Annotated in this window: 31 protein-coding genes; 20 read left to right on the top strand and 11 right to left on the bottom strand. The window is 73.1% G+C overall.

The genetic code is table 11. From position 1 onward, the window contains the following. Window positions 1–6 precede the first annotated feature (6 nt). Window positions 7–750, bottom strand: coding sequence for a GNAT family N-acetyltransferase (locus tag B0I33_RS26360; RefSeq protein ID WP_106181731.1), 744 nt, complete (start codon window positions 748–750; stop codon window positions 7–9). Between the two features lie 37 nt (window positions 751–787). On the opposite strand from B0I33_RS26360, the gene B0I33_RS26355 reads away from it, so the two are divergent. From B0I33_RS26355 to dapC, 3 genes are all read left to right on the top strand, one after another. Then, complete coding sequence (locus tag B0I33_RS26355; RefSeq protein WP_106181583.1) at window positions 788–997, top strand: hypothetical protein; 210 nt, start codon at window positions 788–790, stop codon at window positions 995–997. Window positions 998–1069: 72 nt separating this feature from the next. Then, window positions 1070–1390 carry a ferredoxin gene (gene fdxA / locus B0I33_RS26350; protein ID WP_009152606.1) on the top strand — a complete coding sequence of 107 codons (321 nt, stop codon included), beginning with the start codon at window positions 1070–1072 and terminating at the stop codon, window positions 1388–1390. Continuing rightward, a complete protein-coding gene (gene dapC / locus B0I33_RS26345; RefSeq protein ID WP_106181582.1) occupies window positions 1387–2475 on the top strand; it encodes a succinyldiaminopimelate transaminase in 1089 nt (362 codons plus the stop codon). The genes fdxA and dapC overlap by 4 nt, the downstream gene beginning before the upstream one ends. Before the next feature lie 18 nt (window positions 2476–2493). On the opposite strand, the gene B0I33_RS26340 is transcribed toward dapC, so the two are convergent. The 3 genes from B0I33_RS26340 to B0I33_RS26330 all read right to left on the bottom strand — a co-directional run bounded on the left by B0I33_RS26340 (window position 2494) and on the right by B0I33_RS26330 (window position 4988). After that, on the bottom strand, window positions 2494–3429 hold the full coding sequence (locus B0I33_RS26340; protein WP_106181581.1) for a CHAD domain-containing protein: 936 nt from the start codon (window positions 3427–3429) through the stop codon (window positions 2494–2496). Between the two features lie 108 nt (window positions 3430–3537). Then, on the bottom strand, window positions 3538–4524 hold the full coding sequence (dapD, locus tag B0I33_RS26335; RefSeq protein WP_106181580.1) for a 2,3,4,5-tetrahydropyridine-2,6-dicarboxylate N-succinyltransferase: 987 nt from the start codon (window positions 4522–4524) through the stop codon (window positions 3538–3540). Between the two features lie 23 nt (window positions 4525–4547). Further along, window positions 4548–4988, bottom strand: coding sequence for a hypothetical protein (locus tag B0I33_RS26330; RefSeq protein WP_106181579.1), 441 nt, complete (start codon window positions 4986–4988; stop codon window positions 4548–4550). A gap of 36 nt (window positions 4989–5024) precedes the next feature. Between B0I33_RS26330 and dapE the strand changes: the two genes are divergently transcribed. The 3 genes from dapE to B0I33_RS26315 are packed head-to-tail and all read left to right on the top strand — an operon-like array spanning window position 5025 to window position 7472. After that, on the top strand, window positions 5025–6107 hold the full coding sequence (gene dapE, locus B0I33_RS26325) for a succinyl-diaminopimelate desuccinylase (protein ID WP_106181578.1): 1083 nt from the start codon (window positions 5025–5027) through the stop codon (window positions 6105–6107). Between the two features lie 10 nt (window positions 6108–6117). Next, entirely contained in the window at window positions 6118–6903 is a 786-nt protein-coding gene (locus B0I33_RS26320) for an LOG family protein (protein ID WP_245901089.1), read from the top strand. Beyond that, the gene (locus B0I33_RS26315) at window positions 6903–7472 is read left to right on the top strand and encodes an LOG family protein (protein ID WP_106181729.1); all 570 of its coding nucleotides are present in this window, start codon (window positions 6903–6905) and stop codon (window positions 7470–7472) included. Before B0I33_RS26320 ends, B0I33_RS26315 begins: the two co-directional genes overlap by 1 nt. A gap of 37 nt (window positions 7473–7509) precedes the next feature. Here B0I33_RS26315 and B0I33_RS26310 read toward each other — a convergent pair whose 3' ends face one another. Further along, window positions 7510–8178, bottom strand: coding sequence for a lysophospholipid acyltransferase family protein (locus B0I33_RS26310; protein ID WP_106181577.1), 669 nt, complete (start codon window positions 8176–8178; stop codon window positions 7510–7512). Window positions 8179–8231: 53 nt separating this feature from the next. On the opposite strand from B0I33_RS26310, the gene B0I33_RS26305 reads away from it, so the two are divergent. From B0I33_RS26305 to B0I33_RS26290, 4 genes are read left to right on the top strand one after another with little or no spacing between them, the layout of a single operon-like run. Next, a complete protein-coding gene (locus B0I33_RS26305) occupies window positions 8232–9143 on the top strand; it encodes a glucosyl-3-phosphoglycerate synthase (RefSeq protein WP_106181726.1) in 912 nt (303 codons plus the stop codon). A gap of 26 nt (window positions 9144–9169) precedes the next feature. Continuing rightward, window positions 9170–9499, top strand: coding sequence for a DivIVA domain-containing protein (locus B0I33_RS26300; protein WP_106181576.1), 330 nt, complete (start codon window positions 9170–9172; stop codon window positions 9497–9499). Beyond that, the gene (locus B0I33_RS26295) at window positions 9496–9948 is read left to right on the top strand and encodes an SRPBCC family protein (RefSeq protein ID WP_106181575.1); all 453 of its coding nucleotides are present in this window, start codon (window positions 9496–9498) and stop codon (window positions 9946–9948) included. Before B0I33_RS26300 ends, B0I33_RS26295 begins: the two co-directional genes overlap by 4 nt. Next, window positions 9945–10523: a DNA-3-methyladenine glycosylase I gene (locus B0I33_RS26290; RefSeq protein WP_106181574.1), complete on the top strand. Its 579-nt coding sequence runs from the start codon at window positions 9945–9947 to the stop codon at window positions 10521–10523. The genes B0I33_RS26295 and B0I33_RS26290 overlap by 4 nt, the downstream gene beginning before the upstream one ends. Window positions 10524–10571: 48 nt before the next feature. Here the strand turns inward: B0I33_RS26290 and B0I33_RS26285 are convergent, their stop codons facing one another. Next, the gene (locus B0I33_RS26285) at window positions 10572–11366 is read right to left on the bottom strand and encodes an enoyl-CoA hydratase-related protein (protein WP_106181573.1); all 795 of its coding nucleotides are present in this window, start codon (window positions 11364–11366) and stop codon (window positions 10572–10574) included. 190 nt (window positions 11367–11556) lie between these two features. On the opposite strand from B0I33_RS26285, the gene B0I33_RS26280 reads away from it, so the two are divergent. Next, window positions 11557–11724: a DUF3117 domain-containing protein gene (locus tag B0I33_RS26280; protein ID WP_009152618.1), complete on the top strand. Its 168-nt coding sequence runs from the start codon at window positions 11557–11559 to the stop codon at window positions 11722–11724. 74 nt (window positions 11725–11798) lie between these two features. Continuing rightward, window positions 11799–13295, top strand: coding sequence for a leucyl aminopeptidase family protein (locus B0I33_RS26275; protein ID WP_106181572.1), 1497 nt, complete (start codon window positions 11799–11801; stop codon window positions 13293–13295). On the opposite strand, the gene B0I33_RS26270 is transcribed toward B0I33_RS26275, so the two are convergent. Beyond that, complete coding sequence (locus B0I33_RS26270) at window positions 13217–14191, bottom strand: LysR family transcriptional regulator (RefSeq protein ID WP_106181571.1); 975 nt, start codon at window positions 14189–14191, stop codon at window positions 13217–13219. The two genes, B0I33_RS26275 and B0I33_RS26270, sit on opposite strands and share 79 nt — an antisense overlap. Before the next feature lie 63 nt (window positions 14192–14254). Here B0I33_RS26270 and B0I33_RS26265 point away from each other — a divergent pair, with 63 nt between their 5' ends. After that, window positions 14255–15523, top strand: a complete 1269-nt coding sequence (locus B0I33_RS26265; RefSeq protein WP_106181570.1) for an MFS transporter — start codon at window positions 14255–14257, stop codon at window positions 15521–15523. Here the strand turns inward: B0I33_RS26265 and B0I33_RS26260 are convergent. Next, complete coding sequence (locus tag B0I33_RS26260; RefSeq protein WP_106181569.1) at window positions 15480–16127, bottom strand: O-methyltransferase; 648 nt, start codon at window positions 16125–16127, stop codon at window positions 15480–15482. The genes B0I33_RS26265 and B0I33_RS26260 overlap by 44 nt on opposite strands. 197 nt (window positions 16128–16324) lie before the next feature. Here B0I33_RS26260 and sigE point away from each other — a divergent pair, with 197 nt between their 5' ends. The 4 genes from sigE to tatB all read left to right on the top strand — a co-directional run bounded on the left by sigE (window position 16325) and on the right by tatB (window position 19754). Beyond that, on the top strand, window positions 16325–16951 hold the full coding sequence (gene sigE, locus B0I33_RS26255) for an RNA polymerase sigma factor SigE (protein ID WP_106181568.1): 627 nt from the start codon (window positions 16325–16327) through the stop codon (window positions 16949–16951). Next, the gene (locus B0I33_RS26250; protein WP_106181567.1) at window positions 16948–17625 is read left to right on the top strand and encodes an anti-sigma factor family protein; all 678 of its coding nucleotides are present in this window, start codon (window positions 16948–16950) and stop codon (window positions 17623–17625) included. Before sigE ends, B0I33_RS26250 begins: the two co-directional genes overlap by 4 nt. A 103-nt stretch (window positions 17626–17728) precedes the next feature. Then, window positions 17729–19300, top strand: coding sequence for a S1C family serine protease (locus tag B0I33_RS26245; RefSeq protein ID WP_106181566.1), 1572 nt, complete (start codon window positions 17729–17731; stop codon window positions 19298–19300). A gap of 43 nt (window positions 19301–19343) precedes the next feature. Further along, window positions 19344–19754 (top strand): Sec-independent protein translocase protein TatB, encoded by a 411-nt coding sequence (gene tatB / locus B0I33_RS26240; RefSeq protein ID WP_106181565.1) that lies wholly within the window; start codon window positions 19344–19346, stop codon window positions 19752–19754. Window positions 19755–19841: 87 nt separating this feature from the next. Here tatB and B0I33_RS26235 read toward each other — a convergent pair whose 3' ends face one another. From B0I33_RS26235 to B0I33_RS26225, 3 genes are all read right to left on the bottom strand, one after another. After that, window positions 19842–20981, bottom strand: a complete 1140-nt coding sequence (locus tag B0I33_RS26235) for an Mrp/NBP35 family ATP-binding protein (RefSeq protein ID WP_106181564.1) — start codon at window positions 20979–20981, stop codon at window positions 19842–19844. Between the two features lie 71 nt (window positions 20982–21052). Further along, window positions 21053–21583 carry a DUF1003 domain-containing protein gene (locus B0I33_RS26230; protein ID WP_245901088.1) on the bottom strand — a complete coding sequence of 177 codons (531 nt, stop codon included), beginning with the start codon at window positions 21581–21583 and terminating at the stop codon, window positions 21053–21055. Then, window positions 21576–22874, bottom strand: a complete 1299-nt coding sequence (locus tag B0I33_RS26225; RefSeq protein ID WP_106181562.1) for a magnesium transporter MgtE N-terminal domain-containing protein — start codon at window positions 22872–22874, stop codon at window positions 21576–21578. Before B0I33_RS26225 ends, B0I33_RS26230 begins: the two co-directional genes overlap by 8 nt. 96 nt (window positions 22875–22970) lie before the next feature. On the opposite strand from B0I33_RS26225, the gene B0I33_RS26220 reads away from it, so the two are divergent. The 3 genes from B0I33_RS26220 to B0I33_RS26210 all read left to right on the top strand — a co-directional run bounded on the left by B0I33_RS26220 (window position 22971) and on the right by B0I33_RS26210 (window position 25808). Then, a complete protein-coding gene (locus tag B0I33_RS26220) occupies window positions 22971–23810 on the top strand; it encodes a slipin family protein (RefSeq protein ID WP_106181561.1) in 840 nt (279 codons plus the stop codon). 79 nt (window positions 23811–23889) lie between these two features. Further along, on the top strand, window positions 23890–25086 hold the full coding sequence (locus B0I33_RS26215; RefSeq protein WP_106181560.1) for an acyl-CoA dehydrogenase family protein: 1197 nt from the start codon (window positions 23890–23892) through the stop codon (window positions 25084–25086). Window positions 25087–25286: 200 nt separating this feature from the next. Then, window positions 25287–25808 carry a YflT domain-containing protein gene (locus B0I33_RS26210; protein ID WP_106181559.1) on the top strand — a complete coding sequence of 174 codons (522 nt, stop codon included), beginning with the start codon at window positions 25287–25289 and terminating at the stop codon, window positions 25806–25808. Window positions 25809–25950: the final 142 nt, after the last annotated feature.

Here is a 25950-nt window from a genome sequence, read left to right as displayed (position 1 = left end):
GACGGTTCACCGGGCGCCGGGAACCCAGTACCGGTAACGGTGGTGCTCGCCGAACCCGAGCCGCTCGTACAGGGCGAGTGCCCGCTCGTTGCGCACGGACACCTGGAGTGCACAGCGCGTGGCGCCGTGCCGCCCGGCCCAGCCGCCGACGGCCGCCATCAGCGCGGTGCCGAGGCCCTGGCCCCGGTACTCCGGCCGCACCGCCAGCCTGGCCACGAGGAGCACGCCGCCCGCCACCGCGCCGCGCACCGCGCCGACCGTGCGGCCCTCGCGGGTCGCGACCCCGTAACCGACCCGCGCGCCGCCGGTGAGCACGTGCCGCTCCGCCTCGGTGGGCTCGGGCCGGTCCACGGTCAGCTCCCACCAGCCGGGCGTCGGCGCGCCGAGCACGCGCACCCCGTCCTCGCCGGTCCCGCGGGCTCCCGGCCGGAGCGGTCCCAGCAGCACGGACACCTCGTGCCCGTTCACGTAGGTCTCGTGGGGCACCCAGCCCGCGCGGGCGAGCGCGTCCTCGACGGGGCCGCCCCGCACGGCCTGCGCCATGGGCTCGATGCGGTGGGCGTGGGCGAACTCACAGATCTCGGACAGCGCGTCCGGCACCGGGCGGCCCGGGTCGCCGAGCGCCAGTGCGCTGTTGGCCCGGCCGGTGAAGCCGCCCGCGGCCCGCAGGCGCCAGTCGCCGAGGCGCCGTTCCACCTGTGCCGGCCACGCGTCGGCGCACGCCTGCTCGAGCTTCTCCGCGGGGTTCACCACTAGATTGGTACCAAAGGCGCAGACAGGAGGGCCGATGAGCATCGCGCGAAGGGACGACCGGCACAACGCCGACCTGGCCAAGGAGATCGCCGACAGCTTCAACCGGGCCGTGCGACCTCCCCGGGGTGACGAGAACGACGCCGACAACACCGACAACACCGACGGCACCGAACCGGAACGTCCCCGGTTCGTGGTGACCGGTGATCGCCGCGTACCGGAGCGGAAGCCGGAGCGGGACCGGTAGGCCGCATAGGATGCCGGGCGGGACAGCTGTAATGTCCGCATTCGGGCCAGACCACTGAACCAGGAGTACGCAGTGACCTACGTGATCGCCGAGCCCTGCGTCGACGTGCTCGACAAGGCATGCATCGACGAGTGCCCCGTCGACTGCATCTACGAGGGCGAGCGGATGCTCTACATCCACCCCGACGAGTGCGTCGACTGCGGAGCCTGCGAGCCGGTGTGTCCGGTCGAAGCCATCTACTACGAGGACGACGTCCCGGACGAGTGGAGTGCCTACACCAAGGCCAACGTCGACTTCTTCGACGAGCTGGGCTCGCCGGGCGGCGCGTCCAAGGTCGGCAAGACCGCGCACGACCCGCAGTGGATCAAGGACCTGCCGCCGCAGGGCGAATGAACCGCCTGCCCGACTTTCCCTGGGACTCGCTGGCCGGTCAGAAAGAGCTGGCCGCCGCGCATCCGGACGGGATCGTCGACCTGTCGGTCGGGACGCCGGTCGATCCGGTGCCGGAGAGCATCCGCGCCGCGCTGGCGTCCGTGTCCGGCGTGCCCGGCTACCCGGCGACGCACGGCACGCCTGCGCTGCGGTCCGCCGCCGTGGCGGCGCTGCGCAGGCGGCACGGCGCCGAGGGCGTCGAACCCGATGCCGTGCTGCCCACGATCGGGTCGAAGGAACTGGTCGCGTGGTTGCCGACGCTGCTCGGCGCCGGTCCCGGCGACCTGGTCGTCATTCCCGAGCTCGCCTACCCGACCTACGAGGTGGGCGCCCTGCTGGCAGGCGCCTCCGTGCTGCGGGCGGACGGCCTCACGGCGCTGGGCCCGCAACGGCCCAGGGTGCTGTGGCTGAACTCACCGTCCAACCCCACCGGGCGGGTGCTCGGAGTCGAGCACCTGCGCAAGGTCGTGGAGTGGGCGCGCGAGCGCGGCACGATCGTGGTGTCCGACGAGTGCTACCTCGCGCTGGGCTGGGAGGGCGAGCCGGTCTCGCTGCTGCATCCGTCCGTCCACGGCGGGCGGCTCGACGGCCTGCTCGCCGTGCACTCGCTGTCGAAGTCGGCGAACCTGGCCGGGTACCGGGCCGGGTTCGTCACCGGTGATCCGGCGCTGGTCGCCGACCTGCTCGCGGTGCGCAAGCACGCGGGCATGATCGTGCCGAGGCCGGTGCAGGAGGCCATGACCGTCGCGCTGGGCGACGACGAGGCCCTGCGGGAGCAGCGCGAGCGCTACGCCGCCCGCCGCGCCGTGCTGCGCAAGGCGTTGCAGGACAGCGGTTTCCGCATCGACCATTCCGAGGCGGGTCTGTACCTGTGGGCCACGCGCGACGAGGACGCGGCCGTCACGGTCGACTGGCTCGCCCGGCACGGCATCCTGGTCGCGCCCGGCTCGTTCTACGGGCCCGCGGGCGGCCGCCACGTGCGCATCGCGCTGACCGCCACCGATGAGCGGGTGGACGCCGCGGCCGCGCGGCTCAGCGCGCTCTGAAGGTGGCCTGCACTGCCGTCACGGCAGCACGGCCCTCGCCGCCGCGTCGATGTCGGCCACCAGGCCGCGCCACCGCCGCCTGGCCTCGGCGCGCTTGGCCAGCTCCCGCTCGACGATCCGGCCCGCGACGAAGCCCACGTGGGCGTCGGCGCCGGTCGCCGTGCCGAGCAGGTCCCGCATGCGCGACACCGCCACGACCGCGTCCTGGTGGTCGCCGAGCACGGTCTGCAGCCGCTTGGCCGCCTTGACCAGGCCGCGCAGCCTTTTCGCCTGCTTCCTGCCCGCGGCGGGCCGCGCGAGCTCGGCCGCGTACCGCAAACGCTTGCTGTGGATGCGCAACGCGTGCAGGTCGTCGTCCGGCGGGTCCTCCGGGAGCGCGGCGGCCGCCTTGACCAGCCTGCGGTGCGGCTTGCGCAGCGACCCGACCAGCACGGTCCTCGCCTCGCCGTCCTCGGCCTCCCCCTGCCCCGGCTCGATGTCGGGCCGCTGGGTGAGCCGGGCGGCCGTGCTCAGCAGTGCCGCGTAACGCTCGGACGACAGCGCCCGGTTCAGCCTCCGCTTGGCCTGCCCGCGCTGCCGGACGAACTCGGAGACCAGCCTGCGCCCGGCCGCCTGGTCGGCGACCTCGAAGTCCGCGACCACCTCACGCAGGTGCCCGATGAGCACGTCGTAGTCCCGCACCTCGCCCAGCGCCGCGCCGAGCCAGCCCAGCTCGGCCCGCACCTGCTCCGCCTCCGGGCCGAGCAGCTGCCTGCCCAGCTTGAGCACGCTGCGCATCCGCCGGGTGGCCACCCGCATCTGGTGCAGGTCCTCGGGATCCTTGCCGGCCCGGGTCCCCGGCTCGCGGGAGGTCAGGGCACGCAGCTCGGTGTCCAGCTTCGCGCGCAGGTGCTGGGCGGGGGAGTCACCGGGGCCGGCCACGACCGGTTCGGCGGGCAACGAAACGGTAGTCACCGGATGAAGTGTAGGTGAACACGCCGCGTGGCGGTCGTGAGTGAAGAACGTGGTTAGAACAACGTTCTCCACTCACGACCACCACGCGGCGGGCAGGCTCGGTGCGCCTCAGTCGTTGGCGTGCAGGGCGGCGTTGAGCTCCACGCCGGCGCCCTGCTTGGGCACGACCTCCACGGCGCCGGTCGACGAGTTCCTGCGGAACAGCGCACCCGAGATGCCGGACAGTTCGCGTGCCTTGACGGCCCTGCCCTCGGCCTGCACCTTCGTGCCCGCCGTGACGTACAGCCCGGCCTCGATCACGGAGTCGTCACCGAGCGAGATGCCGACGCCGCCGTTCGCGCCGATCAGGCACCGCTCGCCGATCGAGATCACTTCCTTGCCGCCACCCGACAGCGTGCCCATGATCGACGCGCCACCGCCGACGTCCGTGCCGTCGCCGACCACGACACCGGCCGAGATGCGGCCCTCCACCATGGAGGCGCCCAGCGTGCCCGCGTTGAAGTTGACGAACCCCTCGTGCATCACGGTCGTGCCGCTCGCGAGGTGCGCGCCCAGGCGCACCCGGTCGGCGTCGGCGATCCGGACGCCGCTGGGCAGCACGTAGTCGACCATGCGCGGGAACTTGTCCACGCCGTAGACGGTGACGGCGCCCCGGGCGCGCAGCCGCAGCCGCGTGGCCTCGAAGCCCTCCACCGGGCACGGTCCGTGGTTGGTCCACACGACGTTGGACAGCAGTCCGAAGATGCCGTCGAGGTTCTGGCCGTGCGGGCGGACCAGGCGGTGGGAGAGCAGGTGCAACCGGAGGTAGACGTCGTGCGTGTCGGCGGGCGCGGTGGCCAGCGCGGGGATCGTCACGCGCACGGCGACGACCTCGACCGCGCGGTCGGTGTCGGGGCCGAGCAGGCCCGCGACGGCGTCGCCGAGGCTCGCCACGGCCTGCTCCGTGGTCAGCCGCTCGGTGCCGCCCTCGGCGTCCGGACCGCCCTCGATCAGCTTCGGGTGCGGGAACCACGTGTCCAGCACCGTGCCGTTCGCGACGGTCGCGAGGCCGACGCCGGTGGCGCCGGTGGTTTCGGGATTCGGGGTCTCGCTCACGGCCGTAACCGTAACGCGTCGGGTCAGCGGGGATTCGCCGTGACGCCGGGCAGCGTCGCGATCTCGGCCTCGACCTCCCGCAGCGCGTCGGCGACGTCCCGCAGCGCCTGCGAGCACGCCGGGGCCGCGGCTGCCTTCGCGCAGCCGTTGTCCCGGTACGCGGCGATCGCCTCGCCCAGCGCGCTGCCCGCGTCCTTCAGCTCCGGATGGTCGCCACCCGCGTACTTCGCCGCGTTGCCCGGCACGCTGGCGAGCTGGGTGACGTACTTCTCGCACTCCGGAGGCGCCAGCCCGGTGGGCTCGCGGAAGCACGGGTCGTTCATCAGCAGGTCGATCTTGTCGTACAGCGCTCCGGGGCCGGGGTCCGGCGACCGCTTCGGTTCCGGCCCGGCCTCCCCGGAGCAGGCCGCCAGCGGCAGCAGCGCGGCCGCGGCGACGGCGGCGAGGACAACTCGGGTGCGCACGCCCTCACCGTACGCAGCTCCCAGTACCGTGCGTCCATGGCCTCGCTCGATCCCCGCACCGATCCCGTCGATCTCACCGCCGCGCTCGTCGACATCGAGAGCGTGTCCGGCCACGAGGCGGTCATCGCCGACGCCGTGGAGGCCGGGCTGCGCGAGCACGCCCCGCACCTGGAGGTCGTGCGCCACGGGGACGCCGTGCTGGCCCGCACATCGCTGGGCAGGCCGTCCCGGGTGGTGCTGGCCGGGCACCTGGACACGGTGCCGGTGAACCGGAACCTGCCCGCGACGTGGACGGGTTCCGGAGCCGACGCGGTGCTGCACGGCCTCGGCACGGTGGACATGAAGGGCGGCGACGCGGTGTTCCTGCACCTCGCCGCCACGCTCCGCGCGCCGAGGCACGACGTGACGTTCGTGTTCTACGACTGCGAGGAGGTGGAGGCCGAGCGCAACGGGCTGGGCCGCATCGAGCGCGAGCTGCCCGGCTGGCTGCGGGGCGACCTCGCGATCGTGGGCGAGCCGTCGAACGCGGTGATCGAGGCGGGCTGCCAGGGCACGATGCGGGTGGAGCTGCGCCGCACCGGCGCCCGCGCGCACACCGCGCGCGCCTGGATGGGCGACAACGCCATCCACGGCCTCGCCGAGCCGCTGCGCAGGCTCACCGCCTACGAGCCGCGTGTGGTGGAGATCGACGGGCTCACCTACCGCGAGGGCCTGCAGGCCGTCCGCGTGACCGGCGGCGTTTCCGGCAACGTCGTGCCCGACGAGGCGGTGCTGTCGGTGAACCACCGGTTCGCGCCGGACCGCACGCCCGAACAGGCGGAGGCGCACCTGCGCGAGGTGTTCGACGGCTTCGATCTGTCCGTTGTGGACTGTTCGCCGGCCGCCCAGCCGGGGCTCGGCGCGCCCGCCGCCGCGGAGCTCGTGCGCGCCGCCGGGGGGCGGGTCGCCGCGAAGCTCGGCTGGACCGACGTCGCCCGCTTCGCCGCGCTCGGCATGCCCGCGGTGAACTTCGGGCCCGGTGACCCGACGCTCGCGCACACGCGGGAGGAGCACGTGCGGGTGGCGGAGATCACCCGCGTCGCGGAGGTGCTCCGGTCCTTCCTCGGCGGAACCTCCTAGGGTAGGCGCCGTGAGCGAGCACGTGAGCCAGAACGCGGAGACCGACGCGGAGCACCCGCCGGAGAAGCACCGGGGCCCGGTGGTGCTGCGCCGGGGACGGCGCGCCGAGGACACGACGACCGACCAGCGCCTGCTGGACTCCCGGGGTCCCAGCGACTGGGTCCACACCGACCCGTGGCGGGTGCTGCGCATCCAGGCGGAGTTCGTCGAGGGCTTCGGGGCGCTGGCCGAGGTGCCGCGCGCGGTGACGGTGTTCGGATCCGCCCGCACGCCGCGCGACCACCCCGAGTACGAGCTGGGCAGGCAGATCGGCGCCGCACTGGCCAACGCGGGGTTCGCGGCGATCACCGGGGGCGGGCCGGGCTCGATGGAGGCCGTCAACCGCGGTGCCTCGGAGGCGGGCGGGCTGTCCATCGGCCTCGGCATCGAGCTGCCGTTCGAGCAGGGCCTCAACCCGTGGGTCGATCTCGGCGTGAACTTCCGCTACTTCTTCACCCGCAAGACGATGTTCATCAAGTACGCGCAGGCGTTCATCTGCCTGCCCGGCGGGTTCGGCACGCTCGACGAGCTGTTCGAGGCGCTCACGCTCGTGCAGACGAAGAAGGTGACGAAGTTCCCCGTGGTGCTGTTCGGCTCGGCGTACTGGGGCGGGCTCTACGAGTGGGTGCGCGGCACCGTGCTCTCCGAGGGCAAGATCGGGGAGCGGGACGCGGCGCTGCTGCACGTGACCGACGACATCGACGACGCGGTCGGGATCGTGCTCGAGGCCTACAAGGCTTGGGAGGACACGCATTGATCGGACGGGTCTGCGTCTTCTGCGGCTCCTCGCCGGGGCGGGACGCCCGCTACGCGCGGGACGCCGCGGCGGTGGGCACGCTGCTGGCCGAGCGCGGGATCGGTGTGGTGTACGGCGGCGCGAGCGTCGGGCTCATGGGTGCCGTCGCCGACGCCGCGCTCGCCGCGGGCGGCGAGGTGATCGGCGTGATCCCGGAGAACCTCCTGCGCGTCGAGATCGCCCACGAGGGCCTCACCGAGCAGCACGTGGTGGCCAACATGCACGAGCGCAAGGCGAAGATGGCCGCGCTCGCCGACGGGTTCCTCGCGCTGCCCGGCGGCGCGGGCACGCTCGAGGAGCTGTTCGAGGTGTGGACGTGGGCCCAGCTCGGGCTGCATGCGAAACCGATCGGGCTGGTCGACGCGGGCGGCTACTACACGCGGCTCGGCGAGTTCATCGACCACATGGTCGAGGAGGGTTTCCTGGACACCCGCAGCCGCGACCTGGTGACGATCGACGCCGACCCGGCCGCCCTGCTCGACGCCTTCGCCCGCCACCGTGCCGAGCCGGTCGACAAGTGGGCCAGCTGATCGTCCCCCAAGGTGGCCTTGGGGGACGGCGTCCGGCTCAGGCGGCGTCGGGACGCCGGTGGTAGGCGTCCACGTACTCCTGGCCGGACAGCTCCATGATCGCGTACATGATCTCGTCGGTGACGGCGCGCCGGATCGCCGGTGCCGCGTCGAGCCCGTCGTAGCGGGAGAACTCGAGCGGCTCGCCGAAGCGCACCGTGACCCGGGCCGGTCGCGGGATCCTGCGGCCCACCGGCAGCAGCCGCTCCGTGCCGGTCAGCGCCACCGGCACCACCGTCGCCCCCGTCGCCAGCGCCAGCGCGCCCACACCGGTGTGCCCGCGGTGGAGCCTGCCGTCCAGCGAGCGCGTGCCCTCCGGGTAGATGCCGAACGCGCCTCCCGCGTCGAGCACCTTGCGCGCCGCCTCCAGCGCGGCCAGCCCGGCCTTGGCGTTGCCCCGCTCCACCGGCACGTACCCGAGCGCGGCGAGGAAGTTCGCCACGAACCGGCCGCGCAGGCCCCGGCCCGCGAAGTACTCGGCCTTGCCGAGGAACTTCACCGGGCGCGGCGTGACGATCGGGATCACCGCGGTGTCGACCGCCGACCGGTGGTTCGCGGCGAGGATGACCGGCCCGTCCAGCGGGACCTTGTCCGCGCCCCGCACGTCGGGCCGGTACAGCGCCCGCGCCAGCGGTGCCAGCAGCCAGCGGATCAACAGGTGCAACACATCTCCTCCCGGGGCTCGGCCGCCAGGATGGCACGATCACAGCCATGACGTCGCTGCGCTGGTTCGCCGAACGGACCTGGCAGGCCCCCGGGTGGCCGGTCGCCGAGCTGGTGCGTGCCAAGGGGGCTCGCACCGTGTCCGTCGTGCTGCCCGCGCTGAACGAGCGGGAGACGGTGGCCGGGGTGGTCGGCTCGGTGCGCCCGCTACTGGGTTCGCTGGTCGACGAACTGGTGGTGGCCGACTCGGGTTCCACCGACGACACCGCCGAGGTCGCCGCCAGGGCCGGGGCACGGGTGGTGCACCGCGAGGACGTCCTGCCGGACTGGGCTCCGCGGCCCGGCAAGGGCGAGGTGCTGTGGCGCTCGCTCGCGGCCACCGGCGGCGACGTCGTGGTGTTCCTCGACTCCGACCTGGTCGACCCCGACCCGGCGTTCGTGCCCGCGCTGCTCGGGCCCGTGCTCACCGAGCCGGGCGTGCACCTGGTCAAGGGGTTCTACCGGCGCCCGCTGCGGCTGGAGACCGCCGAGATCGGCACCGGCGGGGGGCGGGTCACCGAGCTGCTGGCCAGGCCCGTGCTCTCGGCGTTGCGGCCCGCGTTGTCCGGGCTGGTGCAGCCGCTGGGCGGGGAGTACGCGGCGACGCGGGAGCTGCTGGAGTCGGTGCCGTTCGCGGCGGGGTACGGCGTGGAGATCGGGTTGCTGCTCGACGCCGAGGCCCGCTACGGCGTGGACGCGCTGGCACAGGTGAACCTCGGCGTCCGCAAGCACCGCAACCGCTCGCTGCTGCAGCTGGGCGTGATGGCACGGCAGATCCTCGGCACCGCGCTCGCCCGCTGCGGCGTCGACGCCGCGAGCACCGAGCTGACGCAGTTCGTGCAGGTCTCCGGCGAGTGGCTGCCGGACGTGACCGACGTGCTGGTCGCCGACCGGCCCCCGATGCGGGAGGTGCTGGCGGCGCGCGGGTGAGCGCGGGGGTGTGTCACGATCGTGGCGTGACCACCGCGCTCATCTACCTCGTCATCATGCTGCTCGTGGCGGCTGTGGTGTTCCTGCTGGCCGCCGTCGTGTTCGGGCGGGGCGAGGAGCTGGCGCCGCTCGCTCCGGGCAGCTCGCCGACGAGGCTGCCCGCCGAGGACATCACCGGCGAGGACGTGGGCGCCGTGCGGTTCCAGCTGGTGCTGCGGGGTTACAAGATGTCCGAGGTCGACTGGGTGCTGAGCAGGCTGGGCTCCGAGATCGACGGCCTCCGGGAACGGGTGGCGCAGCTGGAGGCGGAGCTGGCGGAGCACCGGCTGGCGGACCGCCGGGAGGCGTCGCGATGACCGACGTCGTCGTGTCCGTCGACGTCGCCGCGCCCGCGGGCACGACGTGGCTGGCGCTCACCGACTGGGGCAGGCAGCGCGAGTGGATGCTCGGCACCGAGGTGCGCGTGGTGTCGGGCAACGGGCGCAGCGTCGGGTCGCGGCTGGAGGCCTTCACCGGCATCGGCGGGATCGGGGTCACCGACACCATGGAGATCACCAGCTGGGAGCCGCCGGTGCGGTGCACCGTCCGGCACCTCGGGAAGATCGTGCGGGGCACCGGCGCCTTCCACGTGCAGGAGCGCGGCCCGCAGCGGTCGGTGTTCATCTGGTCGGAGCAGCTGGACCTGCCGCTCGGCGTGGTCGGCAGGCTGGGCTGGCCGCTGGTGAAGCCCGCGTTCGTGCTCGGGCTGCGGCAGTCGCTGCAGCGGTTCGCGCGGTTCGCCGAGTCCTACGTGGTGGGCGGATGACCGAGCTGCTGGGGGAGGACGGTGTCGCGCGCTGCTCCTGGGGCAACACCGCACCCGACTACGCCGAGTACCACGACACCGAGTGGGGTTTCCCGCTGCGCGGTGAGGCCGCGCTGTTCGAGCGGCTCTCGCTGGAGGCGTTCCAGTCCGGGCTGTCGTGGCTGACGATCCTGCGCAAGCGGGAGGCGTTCCGGCGGGCGTTCGCCGGGTTCTCCCCGGAGCGCGTCGCCCGCTTCGGGGACGACGACGTCGCCCGGCTGCTCGCCGACGCCGCGATCGTGCGCAACCGGGCGAAGGTGCTCGCCACGATCAACAACGCGCGCGCGATCGCCGACCTCGACGTGCCGCTCGACGAGCTGCTGTGGTCGTTCGCCCCACCGGCCGAGGGCAGGCGGCGGCCGCGCACGATGGCGGAGGTGCCCGCCGTGACGGCGGAGTCGAAGGCGATGGCCAAGGAGCTGAAGCGCCGCGGGTTCGTCTTCGTCGGCCCGACCACCTGCTACGCGCTCATGCAGGCCACCGGCATGGTCGATGACCACGTGGCCGGCTGCTTCCGGGCCTCCGGGATGTCCTGAGTGGCTCGTTACTGACGTTCTTCGCCAGTAACGAGCCACTCATGACCGTCACTTGCCGGAGAAGTCGGGCTTGCGCTTCGCGACGAAGGCCTCCACGGCCTCGGTGTGGTCGGCGGTCGCGCCGAGCGCGGCCTGCGCGGCCTCCTCGGCGGCCAGCGCCTCCTCCAGGGTGCTCTCCGCCGCGGTCGTCAGGGTGCCCTTGATCTTGGCGTACGCCACCGTGGGGCCCGCCGCGAGCCGGGCGGCCAGCGCGTGCGCCCTCGTGGGCAGCTCCTCGTCGGTGACCACCTCGCTCACCAGCCCGATCCGCAGCGCCTCGGTGGAGTCCACCGTGCGTGCCAGGAGCATCAGCTCGGCCGCGCGGCCGTAGCCGATCAGCCGCTGCAGGGTCCACGAGGCTCCGGAGTCCGGGCCGAGCCCGACGTTGGCGAAGGCCATCATGAAGTTCGCCGAGCTCGCCGCGATCCGCAGGTCGGCGGCGTAGGCGAAGGCCGCGCCCGCGCCCGCGGCCGGCCCGTTCACCGCGGCGATCACCGGCTTCGGCATGTCGACGATCGCCCGCACGATCGGGTTGTAGTGGTCGGAGACCGTGCGCAGGGGTGCCGGATCGCCCGACTGCAGCATCCCGACGTGTTCCTTGAGATCCTGCCCGGCGCAGAACGCCTTGCCGGAACCGGTGAGCACGACCGCCCGCACGTCGGCGTCCTCCGCCGCCCCGCGCAGCGCCCCCAGCAGCCGCTCCTTGAGCTCGACCGTGAGCGAGTTGTACGCCTGGGGCCGGTTCAGGGTCAGGGTGCGCACGCCGTCGGCGTCAGCGCTTCGCAGCACGTCCTCTGTGGTCACTGGAAAATCCTTCCGTTACGCGTTCCGCCCCGCGAGTCTGACAGCCTCGCGAGCCGCATACCAGCACCTATGCCGCACGTTAAGATCGGTCCGTGTTCGCGGCCTTCGGCTGATGGGGGACAATGGTCACAACCCGGTTGCTTTGGCGAGCGCGACCCGGGCGCGCTGGTTCAGACGGAGGGAGCACGCTATGGCGGCCATGAAGCCCCGGACCGGAGATGGTCCCCTCGAAGTGACCAAGGAGGGGCGGGGCCTCGTGATGCGCGTACCGCTCGAGGGTGGTGGGCGACTCGTCGTCGAACTGTCGGCCGAGGAGGCCAAGGATCTCGGTGCGGCCCTTCAGGAGGCCACCAGCTAGAACGCCGTTCCCCACCGCTCGCCAGCACCGACTCGCTTCGGCTGGCCCGTTCACCGTGCCCAGGAGGCAATCCGATGGCCCGCTCCCCGCTGCCGTCCGTGCCCAGCCGGCTGCCCGACGTCGAGGTCGCCGACGCCGCCCGCCGGGGGACACCGCTGGCGGTCGTCATCCCCCAGCGGTCCGCGGAGGGCGAACCGTCACCGTACGCCGGGCTGATCGCGGACCTGCGGGCCACTGGCAAGGCGGGTGAGGTGCAGACCGTGCCGGGCGACCCGTCGGCGGGGCCCCGCTGGCTGGTCGGCGCGGGCGACGGCGAGGGAAGGCACTACCGCGGCGCGGGTGCGGCGTTCATCCGTGCCGCGAACGCGTTCGCGGCCGCCGCGGCGGACACCGGCGCCCGCCCGCCCCGGTCGGTGCAGGTCGAACTGCCGGGGGACGCCGGGGCGGAGGCCTGCGCCGAGTTCGTGCTCGGCGCCCTGCTCGGCGGCTACCGCTACGACGCGGGCAGCGGGGAGCCGAAGCCCGAGGTGCGCTCGCTGCGGCTGCTGCCGGGAGGCGGTGCCGAGGAGGTCGAGCGGGCCGCCGACGCGGTCCGCCGGGCCCGCGAGCTGGCGGCCGCCTCCGCCTTCGCGCGGGACCTCGCCAACACCCCATCCAACGTGAAGAACCCCGCCTGGCTCGCCGGGGTCGCCGAGCGGGTGGCCGGTGAGGTGCCCGGCCTCGCCGTGACCGTGCGGGACGAGGAGTGGCTCGCCGCGCGGGGCTTCGGCGGCGTGCTCGCGGTGGGCGGCGGCTCGGCCAGCCCGCCCCGGCTGATCGAGCTGAGCTACCGGCCGCGCGGGGCGAGCGGGCACCTGCTGCTGGTCGGCAAGGGCGTCACGTTCGACACGGGCGGCATCTCGATCAAGCCTGCCGAGGGCATGCACCTCATGCGGACCGACATGTCCGGCGGCGGCGCGGTGATCGCCGCCATGCGGGCCATCGCCACGCTCGCGCCGCGCGTGCGGGTCACCGCGCTCGTGCCCGCGGCCGAGAATCACGTGTCCGGCTCCGCGTACCGGCCCGGCGACATCGTGCGGCACTACGGCGGCCGCACGACGGAGGTCGCCAACACCGACGCCGAAGGGCGGATGATCCTGGCCGACGCGCTCGCCTACGGTGTGCGCCGGTTCTCGCCGGACGCGGTGGTGGACGTGGCGACGCTGACCGGCGCGATGAAGGTGGCCCTGGGCCTGCGCACGGGCGGGCTGTTCGCGACCGACGACGCGCTCGCCGAGCGGATCGCCGCCGCGGGGGAGCGGGCCGGCGAGCGGTGGTGGCGCATGCCCCTGCTCGACGCGCACGCCGACGACGTGCGCGGCGAGATCGCCGACGTCCGGCAGGCGCCGCCGGGTCCCGGCGGCATCACGGCGGCGCTGTTCCTGCGCGAGTTCGCCGGCGGACTGCCGTGGGCACATCTGGACATCGCGGGGCCCGCGCGGTCCGAGAAGAACTACGACGAGGTGGTGCCCGGCGGCACCGGCTTCGCCGCGCGCACGCTCGTGGAGCTGGCGGTGTCCTTCTCCGCCTGAGCCAGCACGAAGTCGCGGAAGCCCGCGACGGCCGGGCTCAGCGGCGGGTGCGCGGGCCACACCAGCCCGATCGCGCGCGTGACCCTCGGTCGCAGGGGCACCTCGACCACCCCGGCCGGTGCGCCCGGCTCGAACTTCGGCAGCAGTGCCACCCCCAGCCCGGCGGCGACGAGCCCGCGCACGGTGTCCGACTCCTGCCCCTCGAAGGCGACCTTCGGCGTGAACCCCGCCCGCGCGCACAGCTCGTCGGTGATCCGCCGCAGCCCGTAGCCGGGTTCGAGCTGCACGAACTCCTCGCCGGCCAGCTCCCCGACCTGGATCCGCCGCCGCCCGGCGAGCCGGTGGTCCGCCGGGACGGAGAGGAACAGCTCCTGCTCGGCGAGGGTGCCGGAGGCCAGCGCCGGGTCGTCCGGCGGCGGCGCGACGAGCGCGAGGTCGATCTCCGCGGCGGCCAGCCGGTCCAGGATGTCCTGGCGGGATCCCTGCTCCAGGCTGAAGCGCACGTGCGGGTGCCGGGCGCGGAAGTCGCGCAGCAGCCCGGGCACGAGCGAGCGGCCGAGCAGGTGCAGGAAGCCGAGCACGACGTGCCCGCGTTCCGGCTCGATCTCCTCCCGCGCCGACCGGACCCCGCCGCGCAGCACGCCGACCGCCCGCTCGGCGGCCTCGGCCAGCAGCGCGCCCGCCCTGGTCAGCCGGATGCCCCGGCCCGAGGGCGCGGTCAGCGGAGCGCCGAGCAGGTCGCCGAGGGCCGCGATGCGCCTGCTGGCGGTGGGTTGCGGGACACCGAGCAGTTCGGCCGCGCGGGTGACGTTGCCGGTGTCGCGCAGGGCGGCCAGCAGCGCGGCGTGCGGCGCCAGCTCGGCCGCGACGCGGTCGTCCTCCCACTCATTCGTCATGGTATTGATTATGCGCGTCGTACGTATTGGACGTATTGGTTAGCTGCGCTTAGCGTCGACCGTATGACGACCGTGGTGCCGCAGCGGGTGTCCGTGCGCCGGGTGACCGTCGCCGTCGCGGCGGCGGGAATCTGCTCGTTCACGCTGCTCTACGCGCCGCAGCCGCTGCTGCCGCAGCTCGCGGCCCGGTTCGCGCTGGGCCCGGGTACCGCGTCGCTCGCGGTGAGCGTCGCGACCGGAGCGCTCGCGGTCATGGTGCTGCCGCTGGCGGTGCTGTCGGAGTTCGTCGGCAGGCGGCCGGTGATCCTCGGGTCCGTCCTGGCCTCGGCCGCGCTCGGGTTGCTCCTGCCGCTGGCCCCCTCGTTCGAGGCGCTGCTCGTGCTGCGGGCACTGCAGGGCGCGGCGATCGCGGGCTTCCCCGGGGTCGCCGCGGCGTACCTGGTGGAGGTGCTGGGCCGGTCGGGCGTCGCCGCGGCCGTCGGGGCGATGATCGCGGGCAACACGGTCGGGGGCATGCTCGGCAGGCTCGCCAGCGGGTTCACCACCGGCTGGCTCGGCTGGCCCGGCGCGCTGGCCTGCGCCGGCGTCCTCGGCCTCCTCTTCGCGCTACTCACCGTCACCACCCTGCCCCCCACCCCGGAGGAGCGAGGGAGCTTTACTACTGACAGACGAGAGCAAAGCTCCCTCGCTCCCCTCGGGGCGGGGTGGGGGCGGCCGGGTCGGTTACGGAGCGTGCTGGCCGGGGTGGGGGTGGCGCTGCGGCGGCCGGTGCTGCTCGCCCAGTATGCGGTGGCGCTGCTGGGGATGGGCGCGTTCGTCGCGCTTTACAACGCCGCCGGCTTCCGGCTCACCGGCGAGCCGCTGGCGCTGAGCCCCGCCGTCGCGTCCCTGGTGTTCCTCGCCTACGCCATGGGCTCCGTCTCGTCGGCCACCGCGGGCAGGCTCGTTGGCCGGCTCGGTCGCCGCCGCTGCCTGCTCGCCGCGCTCGCAACCACGGCCGCGGGCGCCGCGCTGACGCTGCCCGACTCGCTGCCGCTCGTGGCCGCCGGGTTCCTCGTGCTCACCGGCGGGTTCTTCGCCGCGCACGCCGTCGCCAACGGGTGGGCCGCCGCCGAGGCGCCCGCGCGGGCCCGCGGCCAGGCCGCCGGGCTCTACACGTTCGCGTACTACCTGGGCAGCAGCGTCGGCGGGACGGTCGGCAGCGTCGTCTACGGCCACGCGGGCTGGGGCCGGCTCATCGCCGCGGTCACCTGCTGGCTGGCGGTGGCGTGCGCGCTGGTCGCCGTCGTCAGCAGGTCGCCGCGGCCAGCAGGCCACCGCCCACCGGGATGAGCGCGGGCACCAGCCGCGCGTCCTCCCGCACCGCCCGCACCACCTCCCGCAGGGCCAGCGCCTCCGGTTCCCGCCGGGCGGGCTCCACCGCCCTGCCCCACGGCAGCACGTTGTGGAACACGATCGCGCCCCCTGGCCGCAGCAACTGCACGCCCAGCTCGCAGTACCCGGGGTACTCCAGCCGGGCGGCATCGACGAACACCAGGTCGTAGCCGCCCGAGGTGAGCCGGGGCAGCACGTCGAGCGCACGCCCCATGATGAGCCGCATCCGCCCCGCCGCGAAGCCCGCCTCCAGGAACGTCGCGCGGGCCGACCGGTGGAACTCCGGCTCGATGTCGATCGAGGTGAGCACCCCGTCGGGCGCCATGCCCCGCAGCAGGTAGAGCCCGCTCACCCCCGCGCCGGTGCCGATCTCCACGACGGCACGGGCCTGCAACGACGCGGCCAGGAAACTCAGCGTCGCCCCACTGGCCGGCGTCACCGCCGAGCAACCGAGGTCCTCCGCCCTGGCCCGAGCGGCGACGAGCACGTCGTCCTCGGGGAGGAATCCCTCGATGAAGTCGCCGAGATCGAGCGACCCGGCGAGGTGCGTCTCGGAGCTCACGGGGTGAGGTTAGCGCGACCGGGCTACATCGACGGTGAACCACGCAGTTTTACCTGGCGATATCGGTCGTCGGACTCTCAGGTTCCTCTCAGTGCCGTCTCACTAGAACCATAAGGAAACCGGCGAGACTTCGTCTCAACCCGGGGAACACCGGACGCGTCCCGCGCGTTGAGCCGAGTAGTTAGGGGATCAGCCCGATGGAGGTGCCTCCGCTGCCGTCGCAGAACAGCCTGAAGGCCGCAGACCAGCCGGCCACGCCCGCAGTGGTGAGCGCCGCGGGTGACCAGGGCGAAGCCGCCTGGACGCCACCGTCCTGGGACGAGGTCGTGCGCGAGCACGCCGACCGCGTGTACCGCCTGGCCTACCGCCTGACCGGCAACGCCCACGACGCCGAGGACCTCACGCAGGAGACGTTCATCCGCGTGTTCCGCTCCCTGGCCTCCTACAAGCCGGGCACGTTCGAGGGCTGGCTGCACCGCATCACCACCAACCTGTTCCTCGACATGGCCCGCCGCCGTTCGCGCGTGCGCATGGAGGGGTTGCCGGACGACACCGACCGCATCGTCGGCGACGACCCCAGCCCCGAGCAGGTGTACTCCGACACCCACCTCGACCCCGACCTGCAGGCCGCGCTCGACGAGCTGCCGCCGGAGTTCCGGGCCGCCGTCGTGCTGTGCGACGTCGAAGGCCTCTCCTACGAGGAGATCGGCGCGACCCTCGGGGTTAAGCTCGGCACCGTGCGCAGCAGGATCCACCGCGGCAGGCAGGCGCTGCGGGCGTCGTTGGAGCGCAGGCGCGCGCTCAAGCAGGAGGCGTACGCATGACGGAACGCCGGGGCTGGGATCTCGGGGAGTCGCATCTGCTGCCGGATGCGATCGTCGCTTTCGTCGACCGTGAGCTGACCCTGGGCGCCCACGAACGCGCGGCCGCCCACGTGGCCCGCTGTCCCGGTTGCGCCGCCGAGGTCACCGCGCAGCGGCAGGCCAGGGCCGCCGTGCGCACGGCGCAGGCACCCGCGATGTCGCCGGGGTTCCTCGCGAGCCTGCGGTCCATCCCCGAGCACACCGACCTCTCCGGTACCCCGGACAACCTGGCCGTCGACCCCAACGGCCAGCTCGTCGCCGTCCAACGTCCCGACCGCGTCGCCGGCCTGCGGGACGGGCTGCCGCCCGCCGCCGCGCTGACCTCCGGTCCGCTCGGGTCCGCCCCGCTGGGCAGCTCGCCCAACGTGCTCGGCAACGGCCAGCGCCTCGGCTCGACGCGGCGCCGCGCCGCGCAGGGAGCCGGGGTGGTGGTCTCCGGGCTCGTGCTCAGCGCGCTGGCCTTCGTCGTCACCCCCGGCGGCGACGTCGCCGACGAGCCGTCCCGGCGTCCCGGCGAGGTGCTGCCCGCGCAGTTCGGCGCCTACCACAGGGCCACCGCGACACCCACGAAGACCACGGCGCCGCCGACCACCTCGACCCACGCCGCCGCCGCGCCGATCTCCGGCCCACGCTGACTTCACCACCGTCACGGCAGAATTCCCCTTCTGAGCGTGGCGTATCGTCACGCCGGGCACTCCGCGTGCCAGGTCAAGCACTGAAGCCGTCTGCCGGGGAATGATGAGCCAGCCACCGAACTCGCACCACGAGGAGGCGGGCGGGCAGGAGGGCAGGCTCCGGCCGCGCCCACTGCACCGCCCTTCCGTGGACCCGGCGCAGGCCGCGACGTTCGGCAGGCCCCGTGGCGTCGAAGGCTCCTTCGACCCGCCCGCGCAGGGCCGGGAACACGGCGGCGGCCATGGCAACGGCAATGGCAACGGCAACGGGGCAGGCCACCAGCTCGTCTCGGCACCACCGCCCCCGGAGTCCCTGGTCGAGGCGTTCCGGCGCCCGCCGGGCGCGGACGGTGTCGTGCTCCAGCGGCCCGACGACGACCCGGGCACCGGTTCCCGTGCCGACGGGGAACCCGAGGCGCCGCTGTGGTCGTCGTCCGGGGATCCCTGGCGCGACCCCGGTTCCGGTGCCGTCCTGGGCGGCCCCGCCGTGCCCGCCGCCGACGGGGCGGACGAACGCGCCGAACGGCCGCGCGGACCGCTGCTCAGCCTGCCCGAGGTGCTCTTCGGCAGGCGCGTCAAACCCACCGCGCTGGCGCTGCTCGGCGTCGTCGCGCTGCTGGTCGGGGCGGCGGGCGGGTTCGTCGGCTGGGGGCTGGCCAACGCGGGCAACTCGCTCACCGGCGAGCTGAACATCGCGGAGGCGCAGGCGGGCAAGGAACGCCCCGCCGGCTCGATCGCCGACATCGCCCGCCGCGTGTCCCCCGCCGTGGTCTCCATCGAGGTCAAGTCCGGGCAGTCCGGCGGGGTCGGCTCCGGCGTCGTCATCGACCCCGAGGGCTACGTCGTCACCAACCACCACGTCGTGTCCCAGGCCGCCCGCGACGACGCCGCCGGGATCACCGCCGTGTTCATCGACGGCACCCGCGCCGAGGCCAGGATCGTCGGCACCGACCCGAAGACCGACCTCGCCGTGCTCAAGGTGAACGTCTCCAACCCCGTGGCCATCGAGGTCGGCAGGTCGGCCGACCTCGCACCGGGCGACGCCGTGGTGGCGGTCGGTTCGCCGTTCGGCCTGGAGAACACCGTCACCGAGGGCATCGTCAGCGCGCTCAACCGGCCGGTCACCGCACCCGGCGAGAACGGCGAGCCGCCCATCACCTACGACGCCATCCAGACCGACGCGGCCATCAACCCCGGCAACTCGGGCGGCGCGCTCGTCGACTCCACCGGCGCGCTGGTGGGGATCAACTCGCTCATCCGGACGGTCGGCACCGGCGGCGAGGGCGGCAGCATCGGGCTCGGCTTCGCCATCCCCGTCGACCAGGTCGTGCGGATCAGCGAGGCGCTGATCGCCGACGGCGAGGTCAAGCACGCCGACATGGGCGTCAACGCCGCCTCCGTCGCGGCCAACACCTCCGAGGGCGCGCAGGTGCGGAACGTCGTCACCGACGGCCCCGCCGACAAGGCGGGCATCACCGAGGGCGATGTGATCACCATGGTCGGCGACCGGCAGGTGCGCAACGCCGCCGAGCTGACCGTGGCCGTGCGCGAGCACGAGGTCGGTGAGGTCGTGCCGGTCCGGATCGTCCGCGAAGGCCGACCGTTCACGGTTGATGTCACCTTGGGTTCAGACTGACGAGGTACCCTGTCCGCAGCGGGACCCGAGGCGGAGGTTCGACGTGTTCGAAAGCATTGGCTGGGGCGAGATCGTCGTCCTCATCGTCGCCGGCCTGTTCATCCTCGGTCCGGAGCGGCTGCCGGAGGCGGCGGCGTGGCTGGGCCGCAGCGTACGGAAGATGCGGGACTTCGCCACCGGAGCCCGCCAGCAGCTGCGCGAGGAGATGGGCCCCGAGTTCGACGAGTACCGCAAGCCGCTCGAGGATCTGCGGAACCTGCGCAGCTTCGACCCCAAGCGGGCGGTCACGCAGCACCTGTTCGACGGCGACAGCGACCCGCTCGGGCTCAACGAGATCAACGGCAACGGCTCGAACGGCGGCACCAAGCCCAACGGCCACCCCGCCCCGGCTGCCCAGCAGACCGAGCCGCTCAAGCCGGGCGAGAAGCCCCCGGTCGACCCCGACGCCACCTGAACCCCGCCGTGTCCGCGATCTGCGCACGCGAGTTCGCGTCGCACGACGCGGCCACGTGTGCGCAGATCGCGGACACGGCTCCCGGCGCTAGGCCGGGCTGACGTTCAGCATCTTGCCGGCGAGGCCGCGGGCCCGCACCGACAGCTTCCGCGCGGCGTCGGCGAGCACCTGCGCGGCCGCCGCGTCCGGGTGCGAGAGCACCAGCGGTGTCCCGGCGTCGCCCTGCTCCCGCAGCCGCGGGTCGAGCGGCACCTGACCCAGCAGCGGCACCTCGGCACCCACCGACGTGGTCAGCGAGTCCGCCACGGTCTGCCCGCCGCCGGTGCCGAAGATCTCCATACGGGAGCCGTCCGGCGTCTCCAGCCACGACATGTTCTCGATGACCCCGGCCACCCGCTGCCGGGTCTGCAGCGCGATCGCTCCCGCGCGCTCGGCGACCTCGGCCGCCGCCTGCTGCGGCGTGGTGACCACCAGCAACTCCGCGTTCGGGATCAGCTGGGCCACCGAGATGGCGATGTCACCGGTGCCGGGCGGCAGGTCGAGCAGCAGGATGTCCAGGTCGCCCCAGAACACGTCGGCGAGGAACTGCTGCAACGCGCGGTGCAGCATCGGGCCACGCCACACGACCGGGGTGTTGCCGGGTGTGAACATGCCGATCGAGATCACCTTCACGCCGTGCGCCTGCGGCGGCATGATCATCTTCTCGACCTTGGTGGGCTTCTCGCCCGCACCCAGCATGCGCGGCACCGAGTGGCCGTAGATGTCGGCGTCCACCACGCCGACGGACAGCCCCTGCTCGGCCATCGCCGCGGCGAGGTTGACGGTCACGCTGGACTTGCCGACGCCGCCCTTGCCCGACGCGACGGCGTACACCCTGGTCAGCGAACCGGGCTGGGCGAAAGGAATCACCGGCTCCTCGGCGTCCCCGCGCAGCGACTTGCGCAGTTCGGTGCGCTGCTCGTCGCTCATCACGTCGAGCTCGACGTGCACGTCACGCACGCCGGACACCTTCTTGACCGCCTCGGTGGTGTCGCGGGTGATGGTCTCCTTCAGCGGACAGCCCGCCACCGTCAGGTAGACGGCGACCGTGACCGTGCCGTTCTCGCCGACCGTGACGTCCTTCACCATGCCGAGGTCGGTGATCGGCTTCTTGATCTCCGGGTCCTGGACGTTCTTCAGCGCCTCGCGCACGTCCTCGACGCTGGGGATCTCCTTCGTGGTGGTCACTGCTCGGGCACCCGACCTTCTTCCGAGGGGACGCGGTTTGCACTCCCCATGCTACGTGCCCGCTTCCGCCGTCAGCCCGGCTGTGCCGCGCCCGACTCCTCCCGCCGGGCGCGGCCGCGGACGGCACGGCCGTCGCCCGCACCGAGGTCCTCCCGCAGCCGGTCCAGCTCCCCGCGCAGGTAGTCGCGAGTGGCGACCTCCCCGACGGCCAGCCGCAGCGCGGCCAACTCCCGCGCCAGGTACTCGGTGTCCGCCTTCGTCTGCGCCGCCCGCGCGCGGTCCTCCTCCAGCGAGACGCGGTCGCGGTCGTCCTGCCGGTTCTGCGCGAGCAGGATCAGCGGCGCCGCGTACGCGGCCTGGGTGGAGAAGGCGAGGTTGAGCAGGATGAACGGGTAGGGGTCCCAGCGCAGCGACGCCGCCGTGATGTTCACGATGATCCACACGATCACGATCAGCGTCTGCCAGAACAGGTACTTGCCGGTGCCGAGCAGTCGGGCCAGCCGCTCGGAGAACCGCCCGAACGCCTCCGGGTCGATGTTCACCGTGAGCCGCCGCGAGCTGCGGGGCTGGTCGAGGCGGCGGCGGGGGATCGGCTCAGGCACGTTCGTCCTCCTCGGACGGCTCGGTTCCGACATCGTGCAGCCCGGTCTCGCGCCACCCCTCGGGCAGCAGGTGGTCGAGCACGTCGTCCACCGTCACGGCGCCGACCAGGTGATCCTCGGCGTCGACGACCGGCGCGCACGCCAGGTTGTACGCGGCGAAGTACCGGGTGACCTCCGCCAGCGACGCCGAAGGGCGCAGCGCGGGCAGGTCCGTGTCCGCCGCCGCGGCCACCAGCTCGGCGGGTGGCTCCCGGAGCAGCCGCTGGAAGTGCACGCAGCCGACGTACCGGCCGGTCGGCGTCGCGCTCGGCGGCCTGCACACGAACACCATGCTGGCCAGCGCCGTGGTCAGGTCCGGGTTGCGGATGTGCGCGAGCGCCTCGGCGACCGTCGCGTCCGGGGTCAGCACCACCGGCTCCGGTGTCATCAGCCCGCCCGCGGTGTCGGCGGAGTACTCGAGCAGCCGCTTCACCGGCTCGGACTCGTCCGGGTGCATCAGCTCCAGCAGCCGGTTCTGCTCGGCGGGCGCCAGCTCGGACAGCAGGTCGGCGGCGTCGTCCGGGTTCATCGCCTCGAGGATGTCGGCGGCCCGCTCGTCGGCGAGGTAGCCGACCAGCTCCTTCTGGTCCTCCTCGGGCAGCTCCTCCAGCACGTCGGCGAGGCGCTCGTCGTCCATGGCGTCGGCGACCTCGTGCCTGCGCTTGAGCGGCAGGTCGCGCAGGGTCGCCGCGACGTCCACCGCGCGCATGGTGTCGAACAGCATGAGCAGCTGGCCCGCGCCCTGCGGCTGCCCGGTGAGGTCGGTGAGGCCGAGCCCGGCGACCTCGTCCCACGGCACCACGCGCAGCGGCGACCGGCGGCGGGCCAGGCCGAGCCTGCCCCTGGGCTCGCGGATGGCGAGCCTGGCGAGCACCCAGTCGCGGGTGCGGGTCGGTTCCATCGCCGCGTCGACCACGGTGACGCGCGTCCCGGTCTCCGCGAGCCAGGCCCGCGCGTCGAACAGCTGGCCGAGGACGAGCACCTCGTTGGGGCGCTGGTGGAAGCGGCGCATGTTGACCGAGCCGCTGCCGAGCGTGACGGCGTTCGGCTCGATCGCGGTGACCCGCAACATGGGCACGAAGACTCGGCGACGGGTGGCCAGCTCCACGACCAGGCCCAGCACCCGGGGCGGCAGCTGGTCCAGGCGGAGCCCGACGACGAGGTCCCGCACCTTGCCGATCGACTCACCGTCGGGACCGAACACCGGTAGCCCGGCCAGCTGAGCTGCGTAAACCCGGTTGACGGGAGCCATGGCGCCAGCCTATTGCGTGCGCCGCGAGGATGCCCGTCGCGCGCGGCGCGGCGTAGCATCGAGCGAACAGGGGGCTCGGGCACCCGGGAGCGGGCCATGTTGGTGGAGATCCTGACCGCCGCCGTCGTCGTCGCCGCCGTGGGAGCCGCCGGGCTGGCGGCCGGCGTGCGGGTCGTCAAGCAGTACGAACGCGGTCTCGTGTTCCGCTTCGGCCGCGTGCGGCACCCGCCGCGCGAGCCGGGGCTCGTGCTGATCGTTCCCGGCGTCGACCGCATGCGCAAGGTCAACCTGCAGATCGTGACGCTGCCGGTGCCCGCGCAGGACGGCATCACCCGCGACAACGTGACGGTCCGGGTGGACGCGGTCGTGTACTTCAAGGTGATCGACCCCGTGCAGGCGGTCGTGGGTGTCGAGGACTACCGGTTCGCCATGGGCCAGGTGGCGCAGACGTCGCTGCGCTCCATCATCGGTAAGAGCGACCTCGACGACCTGCTCTCCAACCGGGAGCGGCTGAACGAGGGGCTCGAGCTGATGATCGACAGTCCCGCGCTGTCGTGGGGCGTGCACATCGACCGTGTGGAGATCAAGGACGTCGCCCTACCCGAGGCGATGAAGCGGGCGATGTCCCGGCAGGCGGAGGCGGAGCGGGAACGGCGCGGCCGGGTGATCGCCGCCGAGGGCGAGCTGCAGGCGTCGGAGAAGCTGGCGCAGGCGGCGGCGCGGATGGCCGACACCCCGTCGGCGTTGCAGCTGCGGTTGCTGGAGACGGTCGTGGAGGTGGCGGCGGAGAAGAACTCCACGCTCGTGCTGCCGTTCCCGGTGGAGCTGCTGCGGTTCCTGGACCAGCGCGCCCGGGAGGGGGAGCCGGTGGAGGCCCCCGCACACCAGCGGCAGGGGGCCGACCGTGGCGCTGCCCACCCTGTCTCCACGGAGTGACCGTTTTCGGGTCATACTCAGCGGTAACCCGCGCCGGGGCGTCAGCGCTTCGGCGCCCCCGTGCCCGAAGGGAAGTTGCATGGCCCGCCTCGCCCAGACCGCCGGCCTGACCGACGTGCAGACCGAGATCCTCGCCACCGTGCGTGCCTTCGTGGACAAGGAGATCATCCCGCACGCGCAGGAGCTCGAGCACGCCGACACCTATCCCGCCGACATCGTCGAGGGCATGAAGGAGATGGGGCTGTTCGGCATCACCATCCCCGAGGAGCACGGCGGTCTTGGCGAGTCGCTGCTGACCTACGCCCTGGTGGTGGAGGAGATCGCGCGCGGCTGGATGAGCGTGTCCGGGGTGATCAACACGCACTTCATCGTGGCGCACATGATCTCCCGGCACGGCACGGAGGAGCAGAAGCGGCACTTCCTGCCGAGGATGGCCACCGGCGAGGTGCGCGGCTCGTTCTCGATGTCCGAACCGGACCTCGGCTCCGACGTGGCGGCCATCAAGACCAAGGGCACCCGCGACGGTGACTCCTACGTCATCGACGGGTCGAAGATGTGGCTGACCAACGGCGGCACGTCGAACCTCATCGCGCTGCTGGTGCGTACCGACGAGGGCGCGGAGAAGGCGCACCAGAACCTCACGACGTTCCTGGTCGAGAAGCCGGAGGGCTACGGCGAGGTGCTGCCCGGCCTGACCATTCCCGGCAAGATCGACAAGATGGGCTACAAGGGCGTCGACACCACCGAGGCGGTGTTCGACGGCTTCCGCATCGGTGCCGGCAAGGTGCTCGGTGAGCGCCCCGGCAAGGGCTTCGCGTACATGATGGACGGTGTCGAGGTCGGCCGGGTGAACGTGGCGGCGCGGGCGTGCGGCATCGCGATCCGCTCGTTCGAGCTGGCGATCGAGTACGCGCAGCAGCGCAGGACGTTCGGCAAGCCGATCGCCGAGCACCAGGCCGTCGCGTTCAAACTCGCCGAGATGGCCACCAAGGTGGAGGCCGCGCACCTGATGATGGTCAACGCGGCGCGGCTCAAGGACTCCGGCGCGCGCAACGACGTCGAGGCCGGGATGGCCAAGCTGCTCGCGAGCGAGTACTGCGCGGAGGTCACGCAGGAGGCGTTCCGCATCCACGGTGGCTACGGCTACTCGAAGGAGTACGAGATCGAGCGGCTGATGCGCGAGGCACCGTTCCTGCTCATCGGCGAGGGCACCAGCGAGATCCAGAAGACGATCATCAGCCGCGGCCTCCTCCGGGACTACAAGCTCCGCTCGTGAGGGTGAACTCGGTCACGAAGACGAGTCGGACGGGCCGTCGGCCGCCAGGCGTTCACCCGGCCGGACCAGCGCCGGCGCCGGCCGCGGGTCGTCCGGCCAGGTGGGGTTCGCGCCGGTTTAGCGATGTTGGCAGGATGGATACATCCACGAGTAGCCGCTGCGGACGTGCGGGCGGCTGACCACGCAGCAGGGCTCAGGTGATGATCGTGACCGGTCCATTCTCGTCGGGGCGGCAGGCCGCGGGCCAGCCACGCCTGCCGACGCCGCCCACCGGGTGGCCGATCGGCTCCTACGGGACCTACGAGGAGGCGCAGAAGGCCGTCGACTACCTCGCCGACAACGACTTCGCGGTGCAGGACGTGACCATCGTCGGTGTCGACCTGATGCTGGTCGAGCGCGTCATCGGCAGGCTCACGTGGGGCAAGGTGCTCGGCACCGGCGCGCTGTCCGGGGCCTGGTTCGGTCTCTTCGTGGGGTTCCTGCTCGCCCTCTTCGGCAGCGGGCAGGGCATCTCGTACGCGCCGGTGCTGGTGGGCCTGATCGCCGGTGTGCTCTTCGGTGTCGTCTTCGCCGCCACCAGTTACGCGTCCACGCGTGGCCGCCGGGACTTCTCCTCAGCCAGCCAGCTCGTCGCGGGCCGCTACGACGTACTCTGCCAGCCGCGCAACGCGGAACGCGGGCGTGACCTGCTCGCCCGGCTGGCCATGGGGACATCCGGCTGATCGACTCCTCACGCGTCCGGGTGCCGGAATCATTACTGTCGGTGCTTGCGCCGGCTACCCCGCAGGAATAGGTTTTCCTCCTGCACGACGGGGTGCGGGCGCGGCTCCCCCCGCGCCGGGCGTCCGACCGGACGCGAGCGCT

The sequence above is a fragment of the Prauserella shujinwangii genome (assembly GCF_003001955.1).
GTDB lineage: Bacteria > Actinomycetota > Actinomycetes > Mycobacteriales > Pseudonocardiaceae > Qaidamihabitans > Qaidamihabitans shujinwangii.
This window is presented reverse-complemented; position numbering and strand designations above follow the sequence as displayed.